Raw genomic sequence first — 22,110 nt, 5'->3', positions numbered from 1 at the left:
GCTCTTGCAGAGGTTGTCGGAACACGGCCGGAACATATCTTCTGCGCGCCGGCCGGGGTCGAGAAGACGGTTCTCGGTCAGGCCCGAAAAAAGGGATCATCGTCATGGCAGCGACAGCCGCACTGCGCCCGGACGAGAGACGCGACCCCGCGACACCGGCCTTCCCGCCGCCGCACGTCACGGCCCGGCCGATCGACCGGGCCGCCTGGATCGCCGCCTACCGGCAGGTCCGGAGCGAGACCGAGCGCCGCGCCGCGCCGCTCTCGCCGGAAGACCAGCAGGTCCAGTCGATGGCCGATGCCAGCCCGACCAAGTGGCACCGGGCGCACGTCACGTGGTTCTTCGAGCAGTTCCTGCTACGGGAGCACCTGCCGGGCTACGCGATCTACGACGCGCGGCTGCACTACCTGTTCAACTCGTACTACGTGGCGGCCGGTCCCCGTCAGCCGCGCATCCAGCGCGGCATGATCACCCGCCCGACCATGGCGGAGGTCGCGGCCTACCGCGCCCATATCGACCGGGCGGTCGAGGCTCTGCTGGGCCAGGCCTCCGAGCGCGCGCTCGAGGCGGTGCTGCCGATCCTGGAAATCGGCCTCTACCACGAGCAGCAGCACCAGGAGCTCCTCCTCACCGACATCCTGCACGCCTTCGCGCAGAACCCGCTGAACCCGGCCTACGACCCGGACTGGCGCTTCCCGAAGGCGGCGGCGCAGGCCGGCCAGGTCACCCTCGACCGCGCGATCGCGTGGATCGGGCATGCGGGCGAGGGGTTCTCGTTCGACAACGAGTCGCCCCGGCACGAGACGCTGATCCCGGCCGGCCGCCTCGACCGGGCGCTGGTGACGAACCGCCAGTGGCTCGCCTTCATGGAGGATGGCGGCTACGCCAAGCCGGAGCTGTGGCTCTCGGACGGCTGGTATGCCGGACCGGCGGAGGGCTGGGAGGCCCCCGGCTACTGGCGCCGGGACGGGGAGGGGTGGGCGACCATGACGCTGGGCAGCGAGCGCCCGGTGGACCTCGACGCCCCCGTCACCCACGTCAGCTATTACGAGGCCGACGCCTACGCCCGCTGGGCCGGCCGCTTCCTGCCGACCGAGTTCGAGTGGGAGGTCGCGGCCCGCGACGGCGGCCTGCCGGACGCCTTCGGCCTCGTCTGGCAATGGACCCGCAGCGCCTACGTCCCCTACCCGGGGTACCGGCCGCTCCCGGGGGCTCTCGGCGAGTACAACGGCAAGTTCATGGCCAACCAGTTCGTGCTGCGGGGCTCGTCGGTGGCGACCCCCGAGGGCCATGCCCGGCTGCCGTACCGCAACTTCTTCTATCCGCACCAGCGCTGGCAGTTCACCGGCCTGCGCCTCGCCGACGCCGCCTGACGCGCCCCGGAGCCGCCCTTGACCATCAAGCCCACCTTCGCCGACGCGACGCCGGTCACGCTGGACGCGCCGCCGCTGAGCTTCCTCGACGACGTCCGCGCGGGCCTGTCCAAGCCCCAGAAGGCCCTGTCGCCGAAATACTTCTACGACGAGGCCGGGTCCGCGCTGTTCGAGGCGATCACCCGGCTCCCGGAATACTACCCGACCCGGACCGAGATCGGCATCCTCGACGCCTGCGGGCCCGAGATCGCCGCGCTGCTGCCGGCCCACGCGGCGCTGGTGGAGTTCGGCAGCGGCTCGACCGTGAAGCTGCGCCGACTCCTGCGCCACCTCGACACCCTCGCGGCCTACGTGCCGGTGGACGTCTCCGGCGAGTTCCTGCGCGGGCAGGCGGAGGTCCTGCGGGGCGATTTCCCGGACCTGCGGGTCGAGCCGGTCGTGGCCGACTTCACCCGCGACTTCGACCTGCCGGAGAGCCTGAACGGCCTGCCGCGCGCCGGGTTCTTCCCGGGCTCGACCATCGGCAACTTCGACCCGCACGAGGCCGAGGATCTGCTGCGCCGGTTCGGCCGGATCCTGGGGCCGGGCGCCCACATGATCGTCGGCGTCGACCTCGTGAAGGACGCGGCGGTGCTGGAGGCCGCCTACGACGACGCGCAGGGCGTCACCGCCGCCTTCAACCTCAACCTCCTGACCCGGATCAACCGGGAACTCGCCGGGCGCTTCGAGCCCGACGCCTTCGGCCACCGGGCGGTGTTCAACACCGACGCCTCGCGGATCGAGATGCATCTCGTCGCCCGCGACGCCCAGGCGGTGCGGGTCGGCGCCGACACCTTCGCGTTCGCGGCGGGCGAGACGATCCACACCGAGAGCAGCTACAAGTACACGCCGGCCACGTTCCGCGCGCTGACCGAGCGGGCGGGCTGGACGTGGCTGACGGTCTGGACCGACCCGGACCAGCTGTTCTCGGTCCACGCGCTCCGGCTGGACTGAGCGGGGCCGGGCGGGGCACGCGGATCCATGCGCTTCGGCCCGCGCTGGTTCCTGCTGGTGGCGCCCGCCCTGGGGGCCCTGGCGGGGCTCCTCTACGGGGTGATCTTCGGGATCGCCCCGCTGACCGGGACGGCGATCCGCGGCGCGATCATCGGCACGCCGATCCTGCTCTACGAGCGGCAGTTGCTGGCGCCGCGGCTGCGCGACCGCATCCGCGGCCTCGCGACGCCGCTGTTCCTGCTCGCCACCGTGGCGCTCTACATCGCGCTGATCGTGGTCGGGAACGCGGTCGCCAGCACGGTGCTGAACCAGCTGTTCCGCTTCATGTACAGCGAGCGGAACGCGATGCTGATGTCGCAGTCCGGCCTGCTCTACGCGCTCGGCATCTCGGCCCTGGTGGTGTTCGTGTTCCGGGTCCGCGACCTGATCGGCCCTGGCGTCTTCGCGAACCTGCTGATCGGGCGCTACCACCGGCCGATCAGCGAGGAGCGGATCTTCCTCTTCCTCGACGTGACCGGGTCGACGCGCTTCGCCGACCGCCACGGCGACCGGGCGGCGCAGGCCTATCTCGGGCAGGTCTTCAACGCCCTGGCGCTGCCGGTGGCGCGCGCCCGCGGCTCGATCGACGACTACGTCGGCGACCTCGCGCTGGTGACCTGGACGATGGAGCGGGGCCTGCGCGACGCCGCCTGCCTGCGCTGCGTCTTCGCGTTCCAGGAGCGGCTCGCCGCCGAGGCGGAGAGCTGGCGGGATCGCTTCGGGCAGGTGCCGCAGTTCCGCGCCGCGCTGCATTGCGGCCCGGTCGTGACCGCCGAGATCGGGCTGGAGCGGCACAAGATCGCGTATTTCGGCGACGTCGTGAACACGACGGCCCGGCTGGAGGCCCTGTCGAAGACCTTGGGCGTCGACGTCCTCGTCTCGGCCGACCTCCTCGCCCGGCTCGGCCCGCTGCCGGACGACCTCGTGGCGGAGGATCTCGGAGCCCACGCCCTGCGCGGCCGCGCCGAGCCCCTGGCGGTGGCGGCGATCCGGCGCCGGACCGCCGTCGCGGCACCCGCGCGACCGCTGCCGAGCCGCGCCGCGACCGCGTGAACCGCCGCGGCGACGAGCCCGTCAGGCGCCGAGCGCCTTCAGCACCGCCCGGGCGGCGCGCTCGCCGTCGAGGGTCGCCCCGCCCACCGTCATGGCGCCGCCGCCCGCCAGCGCCTCCCCGGCGAAGAACACGCGCCCGCCGACCGGCGCGCGCAGGCGGTCGCGGGCCTCCGCGTGGCCGGGGGCGGCGATCGAGTAGGAGCCCCGGGCGTGCGGGTCCGTCCACCAGCCGGCGAGGCGCCCGGCCTGGACGGCGCTGCGGGCGCCGCCGCCGAGGACCGCGACCAGGCGCTCGGTGGCGAGCGCCACCGCCTCCGCCTCACCGGCCCGGCACAGGTCGCGCGCGAGGTCGCCGCCGAGATTGGCCACCGCCAGGGACCTGCCGAAGGGCTGCATCTCGAAGTAGATCGTCGGGCCGCCCGTCGCCACCGAGACCGCGTCGCCGAGGTCGGCACCGTCGAGGCGCGCGGGGTCGAGGCGCAGGCCGATCTTGGTGTAGGCGCCCATCGACAGGCCGTCGAGCGCCGTCCGGGCGGCGTCCGGCAGGTCCGGCGCGAACGCCACGGCCCCGGCCTTCAGCACGCCGACCGGCACCGTGACGATGGCGGCGGCGGCCGCGATCGTGCCCCGCGCCGTCTCGACCCGGACCCCGCGGCCCGACCAGTCGATCGCCCGCACGGGGCAGCCGAGGCTGACCGGCAGGTCGGCGAAGTGCCGCGCCACGAGGTCGCCGTAGCCGTCGATCCAGAGGTCGGAGCCGGACCAGAGCCGGTCGTAGTCCACGGCCGAGACCCGCTCGGGATCCTCGCCGAGGGAGAGCCGGCTCAGGCCGGCCGCCGCCAGGGCGGCGTCGGGGCCGCCGGCCCCGGCCGCCTCCGCCAGGGACGGGTCGCCGCCCTTCGGGGCGAGCAGCGCGTCGAGGCCGGAGAAGCCGGCACGCCGCCGCGCCGCCTCGGCGACGGTGGCGGGACGGCCGTCGACGACGAGCCGGCGCGCCCAGCCGTCCTCGCGGGCGACGTGCGCCCCGGCCGCCCGGGCGATGGGCGCCCAGGGATTGCGTTCGGCCCAGTGGATGTACTCGGCGCCGGCGTCGAACCGGCACGCGTCGCCGAGCGCCCGGTCGGTGAAGGCGCGGCCGCCGATCCGGTCCCGGGCCTCGACGAGGGTGAAACTCTGCCCTGCCGCCCGCAGGAGGGCGGCGGCCGCGAGCCCCGCGGCCCCGGCGCCGACGACGACCACGGATCCGCCGCCGGCGCGGGCCCGGAGGGCCGGCATCGCCAGGAGGGGGGCGGCGAGCAGCGATCGACGGGTCGGTGTCATGGGCGCGCCCGCTCGGAACCGTCCGGAGGCGTCGCCTCCCCCGCGCCGGGACCCGCGGCGGCGCGCTAGCCGCGCGCGCCCTGGGGACCCGAACGCTTCTCCATCATGGCCTTGACCTGCATCAGCTGGTCCCAGACCTGGCCCGGCGAGGTGCCGAAGAAGTCGAAGCCGGCGGCGATGCCCCAGTAGATGCCGAAGCAGATGAACGGCACGAGCACCCAGGCCAGCACCTCCTCGCCGCGGCGGCGCCGCTGGCGACGCCGGCGCCGCTCCTCGCGCCGGGTGAGCTTCTTGGGGGGCGCCGGCTGCGCGACGGGGGACAGAGGTCCCTCGTGCAGGTTGTCAGTCATCGGGCGCCTCCTCGCCGCGGCGCATGCGCGTCGCGGCGGTCATAGACCGGCGGCCCCCGAGTCCGGAAGGCCGCCAGCCGGCCTGCACACCATTAGGCGCGCACGAGTGGCACCTTCGGCACGGTCCGGACGCCGCCGCCCGAGCTGCCGCCGCCGCCCTTGTTGTCCTTCGGCGTCTTCTTCCGGGCCGCGGTGCGGGGCTTGGCGCGCTTGTGGCGCTTGGCGGCGTTGGTCACGTCCTTCTCGGGCTTGGGCGTCACGGGACCCGCCGGGAAGTCGAAGCCCAGGCTGTCCTTGGCGCCGGCCTTGGCCTCGCCGTCCTCCGGCTTGCGGACGACCACGCGGACCGCGCCGCCGTCCTTGAGCTTGCCGAACAGGACCTCGTCGGCGAGCGGCGTCTTGATGGTCGACTGGATCAGCCGGGCCATCGGGCGCGCGCCCATCGCGTCGTCGTAGCCGTGCTCCACCAGCCAGTCCCGGGCCTCGTCGGAGAGCTCGATCGTGACGTTGCGGTCGGCGAGCTGCGCCTCGAGCTGGAGGACGAACTTGTCCACCACCTTCGCCACCACGTCCTTCGGCAGGTGGCCGAACGAGATGATCGCGTCGAGCCGGTTGCGGAATTCCGGCGCGAACAGCCGGTTGATCGCCTCGACGTCGTCGCCGGAGCGCTTCGACTGGGTGAAGCCGTAGGCCGCCTTGGCCAGGTCCGAGGCGCCCGCGTTCGACGTCATGATGATGATGACGTTGCGGAAATCGACCTGCTTGCCGTTGTGGTCGGTCAGCTTCCCGTGATCCATCACCTGCAGCAGGATGTTGAACAGGTCCGGATGCGCCTTCTCGATCTCGTCGAGGAGGAGCACGCAGTGCGGGTGCTGGTCGATCCCGTCGGTGAGCAGGCCGCCCTGGTCGAAGCCCACGTAGCCGGGGGGCGCGCCGATCAGGCGGCTCACCGTGTGGCGCTCCATGTACTCCGACATGTCGAAGCGCAGCATCTCGACGCCGAGCGAGGCGGCGAGCTGCTTGGCGGCCTCGGTCTTGCCGACGCCGGTCGGGCCCGCGAACAGGTACGAGCCGATCGGCTTGTCCGGGTCGCGCAGGCCGGCCCGGGCCAGCTTGATCGCCGAGGTTAGGGCCTCGATGGCGTTCGGCTGTCCGTAGACCACGCGCTTCAGGTTCTCGGTCAGGTGCTGGAGCACCACCGCGTCGTCCTTGGAGACCGTCTTCGGCGGGATCCGGGCCATCGTGGCGATGGTCGCCTCTATCTCCTTGATGCCGATGGTGCGCTTGCGGCGCGCCTCCGGCACCAGCATCTGCGAGGCGCCGGTCTCGTCGATCACGTCGATCGCCTTGTCGGGCAGCTTGCGGTCGTTGATGTAGCGGGCCGACAGCTCCACCGCGGCCTTCACGGCCTCGGTCGTGTACTTGAGCTTGTGGAACTCCTCGAAGTACGGCCGCAGGCCCTTCACGATCTCGATCGTGTCGGGGATCGACGGCTCGTTGACGTCGATCTTCTGGAAGCGCCGCACCAGGGCGCGGTCCTTCTCGAAGTACTGGCGGTACTCCTTGTAGGTGGTCGAGCCGATGCAGCGCAGCGTGCCGGAGGCGAGCGCCGGCTTGAGCAGGTTCGACGCGTCCATGGCCCCGCCCGAGGTCGCGCCGGCGCCGATCACCGTGTGGATCTCGTCGATGAACATGATCGCGTTCGGGTGCGCCTCGATCTCCTTCATGACCTGCTTGAGGCGCTCCTCGAAGTCGCCCCGGTAGCGGGTGCCGGCGAGCAGCGTGCCCATGTCGAGGGAGAAGACGGTCGCGTCGGCGAGCACCTCCGGCACCTCGTGCTGGATGATCTTGCGCGCCAGACCTTCGGCGATCGCGGTCTTGCCGACGCCGGGATCGCCGACCAGCAGCGGGTTGTTCTTCTGCCGGCGGCAGAGGACCTGGATCGTCCGCTGGACCTCGCTCTCGCGGCCGATCAGCGGGTCGATCTTGCCGTCGCGGGCCTTCTTGTTGAGGTTGACGCAGTAGGCGTCGAGCGCGTCGCCCTTCTTCTTGGCGCCGCGGGGATCGCCCTCGTCGCTCGGACGCTCGGACGCGCCCTCCTCGTCGGCGCCGCGCACGGGCTTCGCCTCGGAGGCGCCGGGCCGCTTGGCGATGCCGTGGCTGATGTAGTTGACCGCGTCGTAGCGGGTCATGTCCTGCTCCTGCAGGAAGTAGGCGGCGTGGCTCTCGCGCTCGGCGAAGATCGCCACCAGCACGTTGGCGCCGGTCACCTCCTCGCGGCCCGACGACTGGACGTGGATCACGGCGCGCTGGATCACGCGCTGGAACCCGGCCGTGGGCTTGGCGTCCTGCCGGCCATCGCCGGTGAGGTTGGAGAGCTCGGTGTCGACGTAGTCGACCAAGCTGCGCTTGAGCGTGTCGATCTCGACGTTGCAGGCGCGCATGACCGCGGCCGCATCTTGGTCATCCACCAGGGCGAGCAGGAGATGCTCCAGCGTCGCGTATTCGTGCCGGCGCTCCCCGGCGAGCGCCAGGGCGCGGTGGAGGGCTTGTTCTAGGCTGCGTGAGAAGCTTGGCAAAGCTGGCCTCTGTCCTTCGTGCCTACCGCGAGCGGCGCCTATTTCTTTTCCATAACGCACTGGAGAGGATGTTGGTGTTTGCGTGCGAAGTCCATGACCTGCGTCACCTTGGTCTCCGCCACCTCGTAGGTGAAGACCCCGCACTCGCCGACCCCGTTCTGATGCACGTGCATCATGATCTGGTAGGCGTCCTCGTGGCTCTTGTTGAAGAACCGCTCGACCACCAGGACCACGAACTCCATCGGCGTATAGTCGTCGTTCAGAAGGAGTACCCGGTACAGACTCGGCCGCTTGGTCCGCGGCTTCGTGCGCGTGATGATCGCGGTGTTGGACCGGTCGTCGCCCCCGGGCGTGCGCGAACCGGATGCCGTGACCGCGATACGCGCCGGCCGGTGCTCCCTGGTCGAACTCGCGGTGCCCTGCATGGGGACCTGTCTCATGTGCGTCGAACCGATCCCTTGCTCGGAGCGGGCGCCGCCGGCCCTCACGGCCGATCCTGATCCTGGCCTGCCGGGAGCAGCGCTCAGCTCCACGCCGTTTAATCTACAGACGGTGAGCCGACTTCGCCAGACGCCTGTGCGCACTTGTCCGCCCTGCACCGCGTGTCCCCGGCGCATGATGGCCGACCCGCTAGCGCGCCGGGCCGGGACGGGCCGCGGCCGGTGCCAGCGCCTTCGGCCGCAGGAACGCGCCGGTCAGGCCCAGCATCGCGTCGCCGGCGGCGGCCGAGCGAGCCGCGGCGCGCTCCCCGGCCCGCTGCAGGTACGCGGCCTGCACCGCCAGGATCTCGGTCGGGCTGCGCGCCACCGCCAGCGCCCCCCAGGTCGCCCCGAGGTCGTCGAGGGCCTTCTTGACCGAGTCGAGATACTCGATGCCGAGGGTCTGGGCCGCGCGGCTCGCGATCCCGAACCGCCGCAGGGGCGTCCCGAAGCCGGAGGCGACCGGGCTCAGGGGGAGGGCAGGGGGTTTCTGCATCGCCGATCTCCGGTCCGCCGCCGAGCCGGCCCGCCATCCGCGACCGACAGTTTCGGATCGCCGGGAGAGTGTGCGGCACGACAGCCAGCGTCAAGCTCGGGCCTGTAAGAGCGGCCGGCCGCAACCGGCACGGCATGGCCGACCGGCAACAGCGGGTCGGGAACGGCCGGTAAGCGGATGCCGGACCGGCACGATCCGGCACTCGCCGCGATCGCATTAACGGGCCTGTAACTGCACTTGCCTAACTCTCCACTGATGCAGCGGGGCCACGTGATCGGCGGAAGGCTCTGCAGGGGATACGACCGGCCAGATCCGGTCTCGCGAGGCAATCAGGCGTGATGCGTAGCGTAGTAGGCCGCTCCCGGACGATTCCAGCGCTCCCGGCCGCGATCCTGGCCGCCGCCGTCCTGACGGCCATGGCCTCACCGGCCGACGCCCGGCGCGGTCGGCACCACCACGCCCGCGCCGGCGGCGGCTACAACCCGCCCTACGCGGCGATAGTCGTGGACGTGAAGAGCGGCAAGACCTTGCACGCGGTGAACGAGGACGCCCTGCGGCACCCGGCCTCGATCACCAAGGTGATGACGCTCTACATGCTGTTCGAGCAGATGGAGCGGGGCAAGTTCGCCCTCGATTCCGACCTGACCATCTCGGCCCACGCCGCCGCCCAGGCGCCGTCCAAGCTCGGCCTGCGCCCCGGCCAGACCATCTCGGTCGAGGACGCCATCAAGGCGATCGTGACGAAGTCGGCGAACGACGTGGCCTGCGCCATCGGCGAGAACATCGCCGGCTCCGAGGAGCGCTTCGCCCAGATGATGACCGCGAAGGCCCACGCCCTCGGCATGAGCCGCACGCACTACGCCAACGCCTCGGGCCTGCCCGATCCGGACCAGCTGACCACCGCGCGTGACCTGACCGTGCTGGCCCGGGCGATCCAGGACCGGTTCCCGCACTACTACCGCTACTTCCAGACCCGGTCCTTCGCGTTCCGCGGCCGGGTGATCGGCAACCACAACCGCCTCCTGGGCAACGTCCAGGGCGTCGACGGGATCAAGACCGGCTACACGCGGGATTCCGGCTTCAACCTGATGACCGCGGCGAAGTCCGAGGGGCGCCAGATCGTGGCGATCGTGCTGGGCGGCAAGTCCGGCGCGAGCCGCGACCGGATCATGGCCGACCTCGTCCGCGCCAGCCTGCCGCGCGCCTATGCCGGCGCCCGGATCTCGGCGCCGGTCACCGAGGTCGCCGAGCGCGCCCGCCCGGCGGTCGTCGCCGACGCGGTCTCGCGGACCCGCACGCAGGTCGCCTCGGCGGACGACGAGGACGTCGAGACAACCGGCACCACCGGCGAGCCCCTCGACCTGTCCCCCGCCAAGACGACGACGCCGGGCGGCACCTGGAAGCCCGGCCCGCAGGGGATCCCGAAGGCGGCCCAGGCCTATGCCGGCGGCGGCAACGCCCAGCCGCCCTTCCCGGGCGCGTCCAAGTCCACGGCCCGGGTGGCCTCCCTCGAGCGCGACGAGCCGCCGAAGGCGGTCTCCGGCGCCCGCGTCGTCCCGACCGCCTGGGTGATCCAGCTCGGCGCCATGGACGACGAGTCCAAGGCCCGGACGATGCTCTCGGAAGCGCGCGCCAAGGTCGGCGGCAGCCTGTCGAAGGCCGCGCCCTACACGGTCAAGGTCGAGCACGGCGGCACCACGCTGTTCCGCGCCCGCTTCTCGGGCTTCTCCGAGCAGGATTCCGCCCAGGAGGCCTGCTCGGCCCTGAAGCGAAGCGGCTTCAGCTGCTTCGCCACCCGGAGCTGAGACCCGCGAGACCCGCCGGCGCGCCCGCGCGCCGCGTTTCGCGAGCCACCGGCGCGCCCGCGCGCCGGTTACGGAACGGCCGCGACCGAGTTCGTCCGCGGCCGACGATCGGTAACTCTCTGACAACGCGCGTGGAGTTCAGCGATGTCGGTTCAGAAGCCTGTCCCGGGCCGCGTTGACGCGCGCCGCGCCCTCGGCGCTGCCCCCCTGGTCGGGGTGGGCGCGCTTCATGAGAGACCGGTGGGCCGACCGGATCTCCTCAGCGGTCGCCCCGCGCTGAAGCCCCAGGATCTCGTACGCCTGCTCCTGCGTCATCGCCCCTGGATGCGGCGGACGGCGCGGCCGCGGGTCGCGATCGCCCTCAGCGTCTACACGCCATCCGGGCGACCGGCGGTCGAGATACGGCTCTAGCAGGGCGGCGCCGGCGGCGTCGCGGATCCGGCAGAGCCGCAGCAGCTCGACCACGGCCCCGGTGGGCATGCTGTCGAGCCACGCGCCGGCGCCCGGCCCCGCGATGACGCGGCCCGTGCGCAGGCTGCCGTCCGGGCGCACGAGGGCGTCGATCAGGACCGTGCGGAAGCGGCGGTCCTCCGGGTCGCGCGGGCGCTCGCCGGATCCCGGCCGGATCAGCCGGCGCAGCCGCGCGGTCATGGCGGCCTGGCCCTCGATCATCCAGACGCCGCTCAGCCCGAGCAGTGCCGCGAGGACGAAGTTCCCGCGCAGGAGCAGGAACCCGGCCGCGAGCAGCGCGAAGGCGCCGAAGGTCGGCAGACGCGCCCGCCCGAGGGCGGCACCGAGGCCAGCCCGGAGACCGCCGCGGAGCCTCCGGCCGAGGCCGCCCGAGTTCTTCGACAGCCACCACAGGGTCAGGCAGGCGAGCAGGCCGGCGAACAGCACCATCGCTCAGCGCCGCACGCCGTAGAGGGCGGACGCGCTCCCGCCGATCTGGATGCTCGTCCCATCCCCGAGATCGAAGTGGCCCGGCCGGCGCGGCGTCGGCGGGCGCACGCTCGCGTCGCAGCCGGGCTGCGGCGGGAGACGCACGCCCTCGGGCAGGTTCTCCGGGCAGAGGCGCGCGCGCGTCGGCGCCTCGCCGGCCCGCGCGGCGGCGGCGAGGAGGATCAGGGTCAGGAGGAGGGCCGCGCGCGTCATCGCCGGTTCTCCGCGACCTCGGCGGTGGTGACGCGGACCTGCCGGATCCGGCCGTCGCGCTCCACCTTGAGGGTCACGCCGGCGCCGAGGCCGGCCTCCTCGATGGCCGCGGTCAGGTCCGCGAGGCGGTGGACCGGGCGATCGTTGGCCTCGACGATCACGTCGCCGAGGTCGCCGGTCTGCGGGTCGACGCCGCGCAGACCGGCCTGCGCGGCCGGGGAGCCGGGCAGCACCCGCACGATGACCACGCCGTCGATGCCGAGCCGCGCGGTGGCCGCCTCCTGGGCGGCGATGATGCCGATGCCGGGATTGCGCACGCGGCCGGCCTTGATCAGCTCCGGCACGATCCGGTTCACCACGTCGACGGGGATCGCGAAGCCGATGCCGGCGCTGGCGCCGGACGGTGACACGATGGCGGTGTTGACGCCGATCAGCCGGCCGGCGGAATCGAGGAGCGGGCCGCCGGAATTGCCCGGGTTGATCGCCGCGTCCGTCTGGATGACGCCGGACACTTCGCGGCCCTCGCTCGTCGGCATGCGGCGGCGCACGGCGCTGATGACCCCGGTGGTCAGCGTGTGGTCGAGGCCGAACGGGTTGCCGATGGCGAAGGCCGACTGCCCGACCTTGAGATCGGCCGAGGTGCCGATCGCCAGCGGCGGCGGCATGGTCCGCACCCGCCCCAATTGCAGGACCGCGAGGTCGTAGGACGGCGCCATCCCGACGAGGGTGGCGGGCACGACCTCGCCGTCGCTCATCCGGACCGAGACCGAGCCGCCGCTCCGCGCGGCGTTCTGCACGACGTGGGTGTTGGTGACGATGTGACCGGCGCCGTCCCACACGAAGCCGGTGCCGGTCTGCGTCCCGCCCTGCTCGCCGCCCTGGTCGTCGAGGTCGAGCAGGTCGCGGTTCTGCGCGGCGCCCTGCGCGAAAACGTGAACGACGGACGGGCTCGCGCGCTCGAACAGCGCGACCGTCGAGGACTCGGCCGGCGCCAGATCGCCGCGGGCCGTGATCGCCCGGGGCGTGTCGGCCGCGTAGAGCAGCGGCTGCAGGTAGGGCTGGGCGACGTAGAGCGCCAGCAGGACCAGGACCGCGGCGAGGACGATGCGCACGGTACGATCCGGCACGGGTGACTCCGAGAGAAGCGTAGGCAGGCCCCGACAGGCCGAGCCTTAAGTGCGCGTTCAGGATCGGGGCGTCAACACAGAGAGGCGCCGCCGCCGACAGGCCCCTGACGTGTTCTGGCGCACGTCGGCGACCGGCGCAGACTGGCTAACGGAATGGTCATCATTCAGGAGCCACAATTCTCGCAAGTCCAGGGCAGCTCAGTCGCGCTCAATACGGACATGGAACACCGAACCGCGCCCGAACTCGTGCCTCGGCACCGGATGCTGGTTTCGAGAACCGCCCGAATTGATCGCAAAGCTGCCGCAGAGATGCTTGCATTGACGCCCAGACCATCGATCGCCGCAGCCCCTCGGCAGAGCCCGGCGGCGGCGATCTGAACGGTCCAAAACGGTTCGGAAGGACGAGTACCCATGGAAACCGAAGCTCTGGAACGGCCCGCGGATCTGACGATCTGGCGCACCGCCCCGGCGACCGCCCCGCTGGCGCAGCCCGAGCGCTACCGGACCCTGCGGGAGGCGATCGCCGCCGCGGCCGGCGCCCTGGCCGACCCGGCCAAGCAGCCCTGGATCATCACCGAAGAGGGCGAGATCCTCTCGCCGAACTGGATCCGCACCTACCTGAACTGACGATCGATCTCCCGGAGAACGGGGATACCGGGGACGGCGGCGCGAAGCCCCGCCCCGGTGCCCCGCGGGCTCACTCCGCGGCGTCCGACTGGCGGAAGCCCTCGATCCCGACCTGATCGGGGTTGATCGCGTGCAGCGCCCGCCGGGCCGCCTCGAGCGGGTGCTCGGCCTCGATCCGGACCGAGGTCAGATCCGGGCTCTTGTAGACCGTCACGATCGTGTCCATCACCTCGGTCAGCGTCGTGCGCTTGTCCTCGGGGGCGGCGATCAGCAGCTGCAGCCCCCAGGCGCGGTAGAGATCGACCAGCGCCTGGCTATTGCGCACGTCGAGCTTCGAGAACGCCTCGTCGAGCAGGCACAGGCCCAGCCCCGGATTCTCGTCGCCCGGCCGGTCGCCCGGGTAGTAGGCGCTGGCGAGCGACGCGGCGATCGCCACGTAGAACGGCGCCTGCGCCTCGCCGCCGGAGCCGCGCAGCGCCCGGGCCGACATCGTGGTGCGGTTGCCCGCCCGGTCGCGCATGCCGATCTCGTAGACGAAGTAGTTGCGGTAATCGGCGAGCCGCGCCGCGTCGTCCGCGCCGGCGATCAGCGCGGTGATCTCCTCGAGCGCGGCCGCCATCGGCCCCTCCGCCTCGCCGGCGAGCAGCGCCTGCGCGGCCTCGGGCGAGCGAGCGGTCTCGGTGGCCAGCGCGTGGACGGCAGCGTAGCGGCGGTCCACCGCCGCCTCGAACGCGTAGGTCTGGCCGGTGAAGCTGCGCGCCGAGAGCCGCTCGTTCAGGGCCGCGAGCCGGGCATGGACCCGCTCGAACCGGTCGGCGAGGCGCGTCAGCAGGTCCTCGGTCATGAGGCGGCGCATCTCGGACTCGGCCCGCTCGGCCTGCGCCCGGTAGCGGCGCAGCTCGTGCCCCTCGACCGCCTCGTATTCCCGGCGCACCCAGGCGAAGCCGTCGATCGCCGGGGCGTCGCCCGAGGCGAGGGGGTTCTCGACCCGCCAGGCGGCGCAGGCCTCCGCCAGCTCGCGCTCGGCGATGCGCCCGTGCGAGCGGGCGGCCTCAGCGGAATCCCGCGCGAGACCGCGCTCGGCGCTCACCCGCGCCCCGGCCGCCTTGGCGTCGAGGCCGGCGAGCGCCCGCCGCGCCTCGGCGACCGCGCCGAGGTCGAAGGGCTCGGCGCGGGCGAGGCGCACCCGCGCCGCGTCGCCCGCGCTCAGCTGGCGCAGGGCCGCGCGGCGGGCCGACAGGGCGGCGCGGACGGCCTCGCGCACCGGCCCCAGACGGGCGCGCAGGGCCGCCTCGTCGGCGAGCAGGCGGTCGAGCTTCGGCTCCAGCTCCTCCGACAATTCCCGCAGGTAGCCGACCCGCTCGGTGGTCAGCGCGGCGATCTCGGCGGCGAGCCCGGCCGTGTCGCGCTTCTCGATGCCTTCCCGCTCGGTCTGGAGCGTGCGCCGCCGCCCCTCCAGCCCGTCGAGCTCGGCCCGCAGGGCCTCCACCGCGTCGAGGCCCCGGGCGACGCGGGCCCGGATCGCGGCGGCCGTCCGGGCGGCCTCGCGCAGGACCGCGGCCTCGCCGCGCAGGCGCCGCGCCTCCGCGACGGCGATCTCGTGGGCGCGGCGGCTGTCGGCGGTCGGCCCGCGATGGCCGCGGGTCATCAGCAGGTCGACGCTGCGGGTGACGGTGTAGGCCATGCCGGCCGTGGTCCGGCCGCTGGGCGCCACGGCCCGGGACAGGCGCGCCAGTTCGGCATCGTCCCGGGCGAGGTCGTAGCCGCCGAGCCGCACGCCGAGGAACGCCTCGGCGTGGGGGTCGCTGGTCTCGATCACGGTGAGCGGACCGTCGTCGTAGCGGCGGGCGCGCTGCTTGGCGGTGTCGGTGGTCTTGACCAGGATGCAGCGGCTGTAGCGGTCGCGGCCGGATTGCAGCACGCCGAGCGCCTCGCTCAGCCGGTCCGGTGCGACCACCAGGGCCTCGCGGGCGCGCCCGAGCAGCCCTTCGAGGGCCGGCCCCCAGGTCGGGTCGACGATCTCGGCCAATTCGCAGATCGGCAGCGCGTCGATCCCGCGTCGCTCCAGCTCGCCGCGGAACGCCACCGTATCGGAGGACAGCCGCGCCGCCGGGCCGCCGCCGGTGCGCGGCGCCGTGCGCTCGGCCTCGCTCTCCTGCGCGCGGGCCTTGAGCGCCGCGTCCTCGGCGGCCCGCTCCAGGGCCTCGTCGAAGTCGGGCAGGCGCGCCAGCCCGTCGGCCAGCTCGGCCAGCGGGCCGTCGGGGCGCAGGATCTCCTCGGGCGAGGCGTCCCGGCGCAGGCCAGCCCGGGCGCAGGCCTCGGCGAGGCGGGCCGCCTGCGGGCAGCTCTGCCGCAGGATCGGGGTGACCGGCTGGAGCTTGGCCATCTGCCCGACGAGGGCGACGAGGTCGCCGATCCGGCCGATCAGCTCCTTGCGGTCGCGCTCCAGCATGGACAGGCCGAGCGTCGAGGCCGCGAGCCGGCCCTCGGCGGCGCCCGCGGCGGCCAGCGCCTTCTTCTCGGCGATCTCGCCGTCGATCTCGCGGACGTAGCCGCGGCTCGCCGCGACGCGCTCGCGGGCGATGCGCAGGGTGTCGGCGCCCTCGCGGAGGCGGCCCCGGACGGCGATGAGGTCGAGGCTGCGGCGGCGCAGATCGGCGCTGGCCGCCCGCAGCTCGTGCGTCGCGGCGGCGAGGACCGCCTCGCCCCAGGCCTCGTAGCGGTCGCGCAGGCGCCGCAGGCGCCCGAGCCGGGTCTCCAGCTCGGCGATGGTCTCCCGGAGGCGCCGCCAGTTGGCGATGGAGTGGCGCACGCGCTCGACGTCGAGGGGCTCCGGCTCGAGCACGAAGGCGCGCACGAAGGCGCTGGTGTCGAAGATCGGCTTGAACGCCACCGCGTTGGCGAAGCTGCGCAGGAAGTGGCGCGGCTCCGGCGCCGGCGCGCCCTCGCGCAGGGTCGCCAGCACGTCGGCCGTGAAGCGCTCGCCGGAGGTGCGGTACTCGGTGAAGCTCGACGCGCGGGCGCGCAGCTCCGCGGCGATCTCGCTCCAGGGCGCCGTGTAGGTGCCGCCGGGGGCGGTGCGGGCGTAGTCGGAGACCTCGAACCTGTGCCCGACCGCGATGAAGCGCGACAGCACGGTCTCCTTCGGCTCGGCGGCCCGGGCCGCCAGGGCGAGGCCGACCGAGACCACGCGGCCGGAATCGGGGTTCTCGAAGACCAGCACCAGCACGGTCTCGCAGGATTCCCGCGTCGGGCGGCCGCCCTCCGCCGGGTCGCTGATCCAGCCCAGGCAGTAGTCGCGCACGGTGCGGGCGCTGCGGCCGGAGGCCGAGGCGTTGAGGGCGAGGCGGCTGGCGTTGTTGCCGGCCAGCACCGTGCCGACCGCGTCGAAGATCGTCGACTTCCCGGCGCCGGTCGGCCCGACCAGCGCCGCGGCGCCGCGCAGGCGGATCTGCTCGCGGCGGATCAGGTACCAGTTCGAGATGGCGATGTCGGTGAGGACGTACACGGTGTCGGTGGGTCGGGTCGGTGGCGGGGAATGAGCGGCCCAGTTGGCCGGACTCGGCCGCGTATGCAAGCCGACACACGCGAACCCGTGAAGCCTGATCCTACCTCAGGTTATAACCCTGTTAGCACAACCCGTTCATGTCCTGCGGGTCTCGCCTGCACGACCGGAACCGACCGATGCGTCTCAGTCTCAAAGCAAAACTCAGCGGCCTCTTCGCCCTCCTGCTCCTGGCGGCGATCGTTCAGGGCGGCGTGACCCTCTACAAGATGCAGGCGGTCGACCAGCGGCTCGCGGAGCTGATCGACAACGCCGTGCCGTCGATCAACGAGGCCCAGGCGATCAACGCCCTCGTGATGCGCTCGCGACTGTGGCAGTTCCGCTACGTGACGGCGGATACCGACGCCGAGCGCGAGACCAGCCTGAAGAACGCCGACGAGATGATGCGGAACCGCCAGGCCAAGGCCGAGGCGTACCGCAGCCTGGTGGCGTCGAAGGAGGAGCAGGGGATCTACGACGACCTGCTCGCCAAGCTGGCGGTGCAGCAGGCCGACTGGACCCGTCTGCGCGCCTTCCCGGCCGACCAGCACGACCAGGCGCTCGCCTATTTCCGCGGGCCGATGAACGCCAACTACCTCGCGGCATCCAGCGCGACCCGCGCCCTCGCCGACCTGAACATCCGGAACGGCGAGGCGGCCGGACGCGCGGCCCGCGACAGCCAGGCCGACGCGGTCCGGACGACCGTCGTGAGCCTGCTCGTCAGCCTCGTCATCGCGCTCGGCGCCATGCTGTACGCCTTCACGGGCGTGTCGCGGCCGCTTTCCGGGATGACGCTGTCCATGCGGCGGCTCGCCGACGGCGACACCCAGGCCGAGATCCCCTACGCGGCGCGGCGGGACGAGATCGGCGCCATGTCGGCGACCGTCGCGGTGTTCCGGGAGAACCTGCTGCACGCCCGCGCCCTCGAGGCCGAGACCGCGCAGGCCCGTGCCGGCGCCGAGGCGCAGCGCCGGCAGGCGACGCGCGAACTCGCCGACCGGTTCGAATCCGCCATCGGCGGCATCGTCGGCTCGGTGACGTCGGCGGCGACGCAGCTCCAGTCCACGGCCCAGAGCCTCACCGCGACGGCGACGCAGACGGCCGGCCAGTCCACCAGCGCGGCGGCGGCGGCCGAGGAGGCCTCCTCCAACGTCACCACGGTCGCGGCGGCGGCCGAGGAGCTCGGCTCCTCGGTCAACGAGATCGGCCGCCAGGTCGGCTCCTCGGCGGACCTGGCGCAGGCCGCCGTCCGCGAGGCCGCCGCCACGGCCGACCTCGTCCAGGCCCTGAGCACCGGCGCGCGCCGGGTCGGCGAGGTGGTCGACCTCATCTCGGCGATCGCCAGCCAGACCAACCTGCTGGCGCTGAACGCCACGATCGAGGCGGCCCGGGCTGGCGTCGCCGGCCGCGGCTTCGCGGTCGTCGCCACCGAGGTGAAGGCGCTGGCCGACCAGACCGCCAAGGCGACGGCCGAGATCTCGGCCCAGATCGCGCAGATCCAGGGCTCGACCGGCCAGGCCGTCCAGGCCATCGACGGCATCGCCGGCCGCATCCGCGAGATCAGCGGCATGGCCAACTCCATCGCGGCGGCGGTGGAGGAGCAGGGCGCGGCCACGCAGGAGATCGTCCGCAACGTCGCCGAGGCCGCGACCGGGACCGAGTCGGTGACTGTCAATGTCAGCGGCGTCGCCGGCGCCGCCGAGGAGACCGGCGCGGCCGCCGCGCAGGTCCTGGCCTCGGCCTCCGAGATGGCCCGCCAGGCGGCCCATCTCGGCAGCGAGGTCGAGCACTTCCTGGCGACGGTCCGGGCGGCCTGAGCGCGGTCACGTGGGTTCGGCCGCACGTCGCGGTTGACGTATCTCACCCCGTCATCGCGAGCGCAGCGAAGTGACCCAGGGCAGCACGACGCCGGCAATCGTGGCGCCGGCTGGATTGCTTCGCTCCGCTCGCAAAGACGGCGCCGAACTGGTCGACCGAACGACGGAATCAGGCCTCGCCGGCCTCGGACCACGCCCGCAGGCGCTCCATCCAGGCGTCGGAGGCCAGCACCGTCAGCCCCGGCAGGAGCGACAGCGGCGTGACCCGCTCGACCCGGTCGCGCTCGCCGAGGCGCAGGCCGCCGCGCTTGGCGTAGAGGCGCAGGATGTCGGCGAGCCGGCCCTCCTCGGGGGGCTCGTTGCGCGCCACGGCGCGGATCTTCTCGACGATCTCGTCGGTGGTGCAGTCGACGATCCCGTCCGTTCCGGCCCGGTGGTCGCGCAGGCCCTCCTCGTAGAGGAGCCGGAGCGCCAGCAGCACCAGGGTCTCGTCCTTGCGCAGGCGCTCCGAGACGATGTCGTGGCGCGGGGCGTCGGCGGCCGGGCTCAGCGAGACCATCTGGTCGCGGTGCGACACGGTCAGCGCGTAGCCGAGGCAGGCGAAGTAGTCGGTGAAGAACGGCGCGTAGTGCCGGGCGAGCTCGTAGGAGCGGCCGATGCCCTGCGTCTCGGCGTAGATCACCTGCCCCTTCAGCAGCACCTGGAGGGCGCGGCACAGCTCCTCGGCGTCCGGCGCCCGGGCGCCGGGCGGCGGCGGCTCGTCGCCGTCGATGATCGCGCGGAAGCCCTCAAGCACGGGGACGGCGCTCCAGCAGGAAATCCGGGCAGTCCAGCCAGCCGTTGACCACGCGCTCGGGCAGCCGGGTCAGGGCGTAGCGCGCGCCGAGCTTGGCGTCGAACAGCACGTCGATCTCGCGCAGGCGCTGGAACACGATGAAGTCGTCGACGCCCGCGATGGCGATCTGCGACCCGCGCAGCCGCACCGCCTTGCCGAGCCGGGCCTCCACGAAGGCGCTCATGCTCTCGGGCGTCACGGTGGTGCGGCGCCGGAACTCCGCCTTGGCGGCCGCGAAGGCGTCGACCACGGGGTCGTCCTCGATGTCGGGCAGCGGCTCCATGTCGATGGCCGACTTGCGGGCGCGCGGCGCCTGGAGATGCGCGTGCCCGATCGGCGGCCGCAGCAGCGAGACGTCGCCCGGCACCTCGGGGGCGATCTCCGACCCGCCGACGGCGCGCAGCATCGCGGCGACGCGCTCGACGCCGCTCGGGTCCGGGCGGTCCATCACGTGCAGCGCGGAGGCGATCCGGCGCTCCAGGCGCGCCACCACGGCGTCGACGGCGTCGAGGTGGTTGTCGAGGCCCTCGAAGACCGCGAGGATCTGGGCGAGATCCGCCCGGACGGCCCGCTGCGCCGTGTCGAGATCGGCGCTCCGCCCCTCGCGGATCAGGCCCTCGGCCAGGGCCCGGACCGTGAGGGCGTCGCGCAGCGCCCGGCCGGCCTCGCGCACCACGCTGGCGCGGAAGCGGAACGGGTTGAAGCGGGTGTGCAGCGTCCGGTAGTCGCTGATCAGGTGGCGCTCGACGAAATCCTCGAAGAACAGCCGGAAGGTCTTGGCGCGGTCGGGCTCGCGCAGGATGCGCTCCTCGACCTTGCGCATGCCGGCCGCGAGGCCGCGCACGTGGGACAGGAAGGCGGCCGCGCCCCGCGCGGCGTTGGACAGCGCCTCGGATCGGTTCGCCGGGTCCGACAGGGCGCTCTCGAGCCCGCCCAGCACCTCCAGGACGGCGCCCCCGTAGGAGCGGGTCTCGCCCCGTTCCAGCCGCGACAGCTCCTCCAGGAGGAGGCGGGCCTCGGGGTCGAACTCCGCGACCGGGACGTAGCGCTCGCGGCGCTCGATCAGCCAGCCGGTGTCGAGGAGGCGCCGGTAGAGCGCCGTGCGGCGCTCGGCCGGGTCGGCCGAGATCGGCTCGTCGCCGCTGACCTCGGGGTCGCTCCAGCCGGCGGCGAAGTCGCCGATCTCGGCCAGGAGCTCGGCCTTGCGCACCGGCTCGGCCCCGAGGACGCGCCGGTGCAGGTGCAGGAGCAGGGCCGCGTTGAAGCCGCGGCTCGGCGAGGCCAGCGGCTTGAACAGCTCGTCGGACAGCTGCGCGAACAGCATCGTGTCGAAATTCCTGCCGTCGCGCAGCCGTGCCGCTTACTTCGCGCCGAGGAGCTCGACGTCGAAGATCAGCGTGGCGTTCGGCGGGATCACGCCGCCGGCGCCGCGGGCGCCGTAGCCGAGCTGCGGCGGGATGATCAGGGTGCGCTTGCCGCCGGTCTTCATGGTGGCGACGCCCTCGTCCCAGCCCTTGATCACCTGGCCGGCGCCGAGGGGGAAGCTGAAGGGCTGGTTGCGGTCGCGGGACGAGTCGAACTTCTTGCCCTTCTTGCCGCCCTCGTCGAGCCAGCCGGTGTACTGGACGGTGACCGTCTGGCCGGCCTTCGGCTCGGGCCCGGTGCCGACGACCTCGTCCTGATACTTGAGGCCCGACGGGGTGGTCACGGTCTCGGCATTGGCGGCTGTGGTCATGGCGATCAACGCGGCTCCGAAAAGGGGGGACAGGCGAGGCATGGTTTCTCCCTGGAGCCGGCGCCGTGCGCGCCGGCCGTCGGGAGGCCTTCTATCGCCTCGGACCCGTCCAGGCCAGGGAGGCGGCCGGCGGCGCCCCCAAAGGGCGCCCCACGGCGCGTTTGGAGGCGCGCTTGGGGGCGCGCTCAGGCGGCCCGGACGCCGTCGAGGAAGCGGCCGACCTCTTCGGTCAGGTGCGCGGCCTGGGCCGACAGGGCGGCGGCGGCACCCAGAACCTCGCCCGCCGCCGCCTCGGTCGCGCCGGAGGCCGCGGCGACGCCGGCGACGTGGCCGGTGACCGCAGCCGCGCCCTGCGCCGCCTGGCCGACGTTGCGGACGATCTCGCGGGTCGCCGCGCCCTGCTGCTCCACCGCCGCCGCGATCGTCGTCGCCACGCCGTCGATGTCCCGGATCCGGGCCGTGATCGTCCCGATCGCCGCGACGGCCTGCCCGGTCGAGGCCTGCACCCGCCCGATCTGGCCCGCGATCTCTTCCGTGGCCCGGGCGGTCTGCTCGGCCAGCGCCTTCACCTCCGTGGCCACCACCGCGAAGCCGCGGCCGGCCGCGCCCGCGCGCGCCGCCTCGATCGTGGCGTTGAGCGCCAGGAGGTTGGTCTGGCCCGCGATGGTCGAGATCAGCCCGACCACGTCGCCGATCCGCGCCACGGCCTCGCTCAGGTCCCGGACCAGCGCGCCGGTCCGGTCGGCCTCCGCGACCGCCGCCCGCGCGAGGCCGGCCGAGCCGTCG

19 protein-coding genes are annotated in these 22,110 nt (G+C 73.2%); 6 read left to right on the top strand and 13 right to left on the bottom strand.

Going from position 1 to position 22,110, the window contains the following annotated elements; translation table 11 throughout:
- Positions 1–104: 104 nt before the first annotated feature.
- Genes egtB through H288_RS0127650 form a run of 3 tightly spaced genes read left to right on the top strand, consistent with a single transcriptional unit; the run spans position 105 to position 3,458 of the window.
- Complete coding sequence (gene egtB, locus H288_RS0127660; protein ID WP_020095823.1) at positions 105–1,373, top strand: ergothioneine biosynthesis protein EgtB; 1,269 nt, start codon at positions 105–107, stop codon at positions 1,371–1,373.
- An 18-nt stretch (positions 1,374–1,391) separates the two neighbouring features.
- Entirely contained in the window at positions 1,392–2,366 is a 975-nt protein-coding gene (gene egtD, locus H288_RS0127655) for an L-histidine N(alpha)-methyltransferase (RefSeq protein WP_020095822.1), read from the top strand.
- A 27-nt stretch (positions 2,367–2,393) separates the two neighbouring features.
- A complete protein-coding gene (locus H288_RS0127650) occupies positions 2,394–3,458 on the top strand; it encodes an adenylate/guanylate cyclase domain-containing protein (RefSeq protein WP_020095821.1) in 1,065 nt (354 codons plus the stop codon).
- 21 nt (positions 3,459–3,479) lie between these two features.
- Here the strand turns inward: H288_RS0127650 and H288_RS0127645 are convergent, their stop codons facing one another.
- The 5 genes from H288_RS0127645 to H288_RS0127625 all read right to left on the bottom strand — a co-directional run bounded on the left by H288_RS0127645 (position 3,480) and on the right by H288_RS0127625 (position 8,682).
- Positions 3,480–4,778, bottom strand: coding sequence for an FAD-dependent oxidoreductase (locus H288_RS0127645; RefSeq protein ID WP_020095820.1), 1,299 nt, complete (start codon positions 4,776–4,778; stop codon positions 3,480–3,482).
- A 65-nt stretch (positions 4,779–4,843) separates the two neighbouring features.
- Positions 4,844–5,128: a hypothetical protein gene (locus H288_RS0127640; protein WP_020095819.1), complete on the bottom strand. Its 285-nt coding sequence runs from the start codon at positions 5,126–5,128 to the stop codon at positions 4,844–4,846.
- Positions 5,129–5,220: 92 nt separating this feature from the next.
- Positions 5,221–7,707 carry an ATP-dependent Clp protease ATP-binding subunit ClpA gene (gene clpA, locus H288_RS0127635; protein ID WP_026605345.1) on the bottom strand — a complete coding sequence of 829 codons (2,487 nt, stop codon included), beginning with the start codon at positions 7,705–7,707 and terminating at the stop codon, positions 5,221–5,223.
- A 38-nt stretch (positions 7,708–7,745) separates the two neighbouring features.
- Entirely contained in the window at positions 7,746–8,132 is a 387-nt protein-coding gene (clpS, locus tag H288_RS0127630) for an ATP-dependent Clp protease adapter ClpS (RefSeq protein WP_026605344.1), read from the bottom strand.
- A gap of 205 nt (positions 8,133–8,337) precedes the next feature.
- Complete coding sequence (locus H288_RS0127625; RefSeq protein WP_020095815.1) at positions 8,338–8,682, bottom strand: phasin family protein; 345 nt, start codon at positions 8,680–8,682, stop codon at positions 8,338–8,340.
- A gap of 338 nt (positions 8,683–9,020) precedes the next feature.
- Here H288_RS0127625 and H288_RS0127620 point away from each other — a divergent pair, with 338 nt between their 5' ends.
- On the top strand, positions 9,021–10,487 hold the full coding sequence (locus tag H288_RS0127620) for a D-alanyl-D-alanine carboxypeptidase (RefSeq protein WP_026605343.1): 1,467 nt from the start codon (positions 9,021–9,023) through the stop codon (positions 10,485–10,487).
- Between the two features lie 138 nt (positions 10,488–10,625).
- On the opposite strand, the gene H288_RS0127615 is transcribed toward H288_RS0127620, so the two are convergent.
- From H288_RS0127615 to H288_RS0127605, 3 genes are read right to left on the bottom strand one after another with little or no spacing between them, the layout of a single operon-like run.
- Complete coding sequence (locus tag H288_RS0127615) at positions 10,626–11,387, bottom strand: DnaJ domain-containing protein (protein ID WP_020095813.1); 762 nt, start codon at positions 11,385–11,387, stop codon at positions 10,626–10,628.
- Between the two features lie 3 nt (positions 11,388–11,390).
- Positions 11,391–11,639 (bottom strand): hypothetical protein, encoded by a 249-nt coding sequence (locus H288_RS0127610; RefSeq protein ID WP_020095812.1) that lies wholly within the window; start codon positions 11,637–11,639, stop codon positions 11,391–11,393.
- Positions 11,636–12,766 (bottom strand): trypsin-like peptidase domain-containing protein, encoded by a 1,131-nt coding sequence (locus H288_RS0127605; protein ID WP_026605342.1) that lies wholly within the window; start codon positions 12,764–12,766, stop codon positions 11,636–11,638. The genes H288_RS0127610 and H288_RS0127605 overlap by 4 nt, the downstream gene beginning before the upstream one ends.
- 411 nt (positions 12,767–13,177) lie before the next feature.
- Here H288_RS0127605 and H288_RS0127600 point away from each other — a divergent pair, with 411 nt between their 5' ends.
- Positions 13,178–13,393 (top strand): hypothetical protein, encoded by a 216-nt coding sequence (locus H288_RS0127600; RefSeq protein WP_020095810.1) that lies wholly within the window; start codon positions 13,178–13,180, stop codon positions 13,391–13,393.
- A gap of 70 nt (positions 13,394–13,463) precedes the next feature.
- Here H288_RS0127600 and H288_RS0127595 read toward each other — a convergent pair whose 3' ends face one another.
- A complete protein-coding gene (locus H288_RS0127595; protein ID WP_020095809.1) occupies positions 13,464–16,901 on the bottom strand; it encodes an SbcC/MukB-like Walker B domain-containing protein in 3,438 nt (1,145 codons plus the stop codon).
- 176 nt (positions 16,902–17,077) lie between these two features.
- On the opposite strand from H288_RS0127595, the gene H288_RS0127590 reads away from it, so the two are divergent.
- Positions 17,078–18,754 (top strand): methyl-accepting chemotaxis protein, encoded by a 1,677-nt coding sequence (locus H288_RS0127590; protein ID WP_020095808.1) that lies wholly within the window; start codon positions 17,078–17,080, stop codon positions 18,752–18,754.
- A gap of 169 nt (positions 18,755–18,923) precedes the next feature.
- Here the strand turns inward: H288_RS0127590 and H288_RS0127585 are convergent, their stop codons facing one another.
- The 4 genes from H288_RS0127585 to H288_RS0127570 form a co-directional block, all read right to left on the bottom strand.
- A complete protein-coding gene (locus H288_RS0127585; RefSeq protein ID WP_020095807.1) occupies positions 18,924–19,550 on the bottom strand; it encodes a DUF4194 domain-containing protein in 627 nt (208 codons plus the stop codon).
- The gene (locus tag H288_RS0127580) at positions 19,543–20,913 is read right to left on the bottom strand and encodes a Wadjet anti-phage system protein JetA family protein (protein WP_020095806.1); all 1,371 of its coding nucleotides are present in this window, start codon (positions 20,911–20,913) and stop codon (positions 19,543–19,545) included. The genes H288_RS0127585 and H288_RS0127580 overlap by 8 nt, the downstream gene beginning before the upstream one ends.
- Before the next feature lie 36 nt (positions 20,914–20,949).
- The gene (locus H288_RS0127575; RefSeq protein WP_026605341.1) at positions 20,950–21,366 is read right to left on the bottom strand and encodes an FKBP-type peptidyl-prolyl cis-trans isomerase; all 417 of its coding nucleotides are present in this window, start codon (positions 21,364–21,366) and stop codon (positions 20,950–20,952) included.
- A 143-nt stretch (positions 21,367–21,509) separates the two neighbouring features.
- On the bottom strand, positions 21,510–22,110 hold a 601-nt coding region (locus H288_RS0127570; RefSeq protein ID WP_020095804.1), incomplete at its 5' end, for a methyl-accepting chemotaxis protein.

This window comes from Methylobacterium sp. 285MFTsu5.1, assembly GCF_000383455.1.
Lineage (GTDB): Bacteria > Pseudomonadota > Alphaproteobacteria > Rhizobiales > Beijerinckiaceae > Methylobacterium.
The sequence above is the reverse complement of the archived record's forward strand: the minus strand, read 5'-3'. Positions and strand labels throughout refer to the sequence as shown.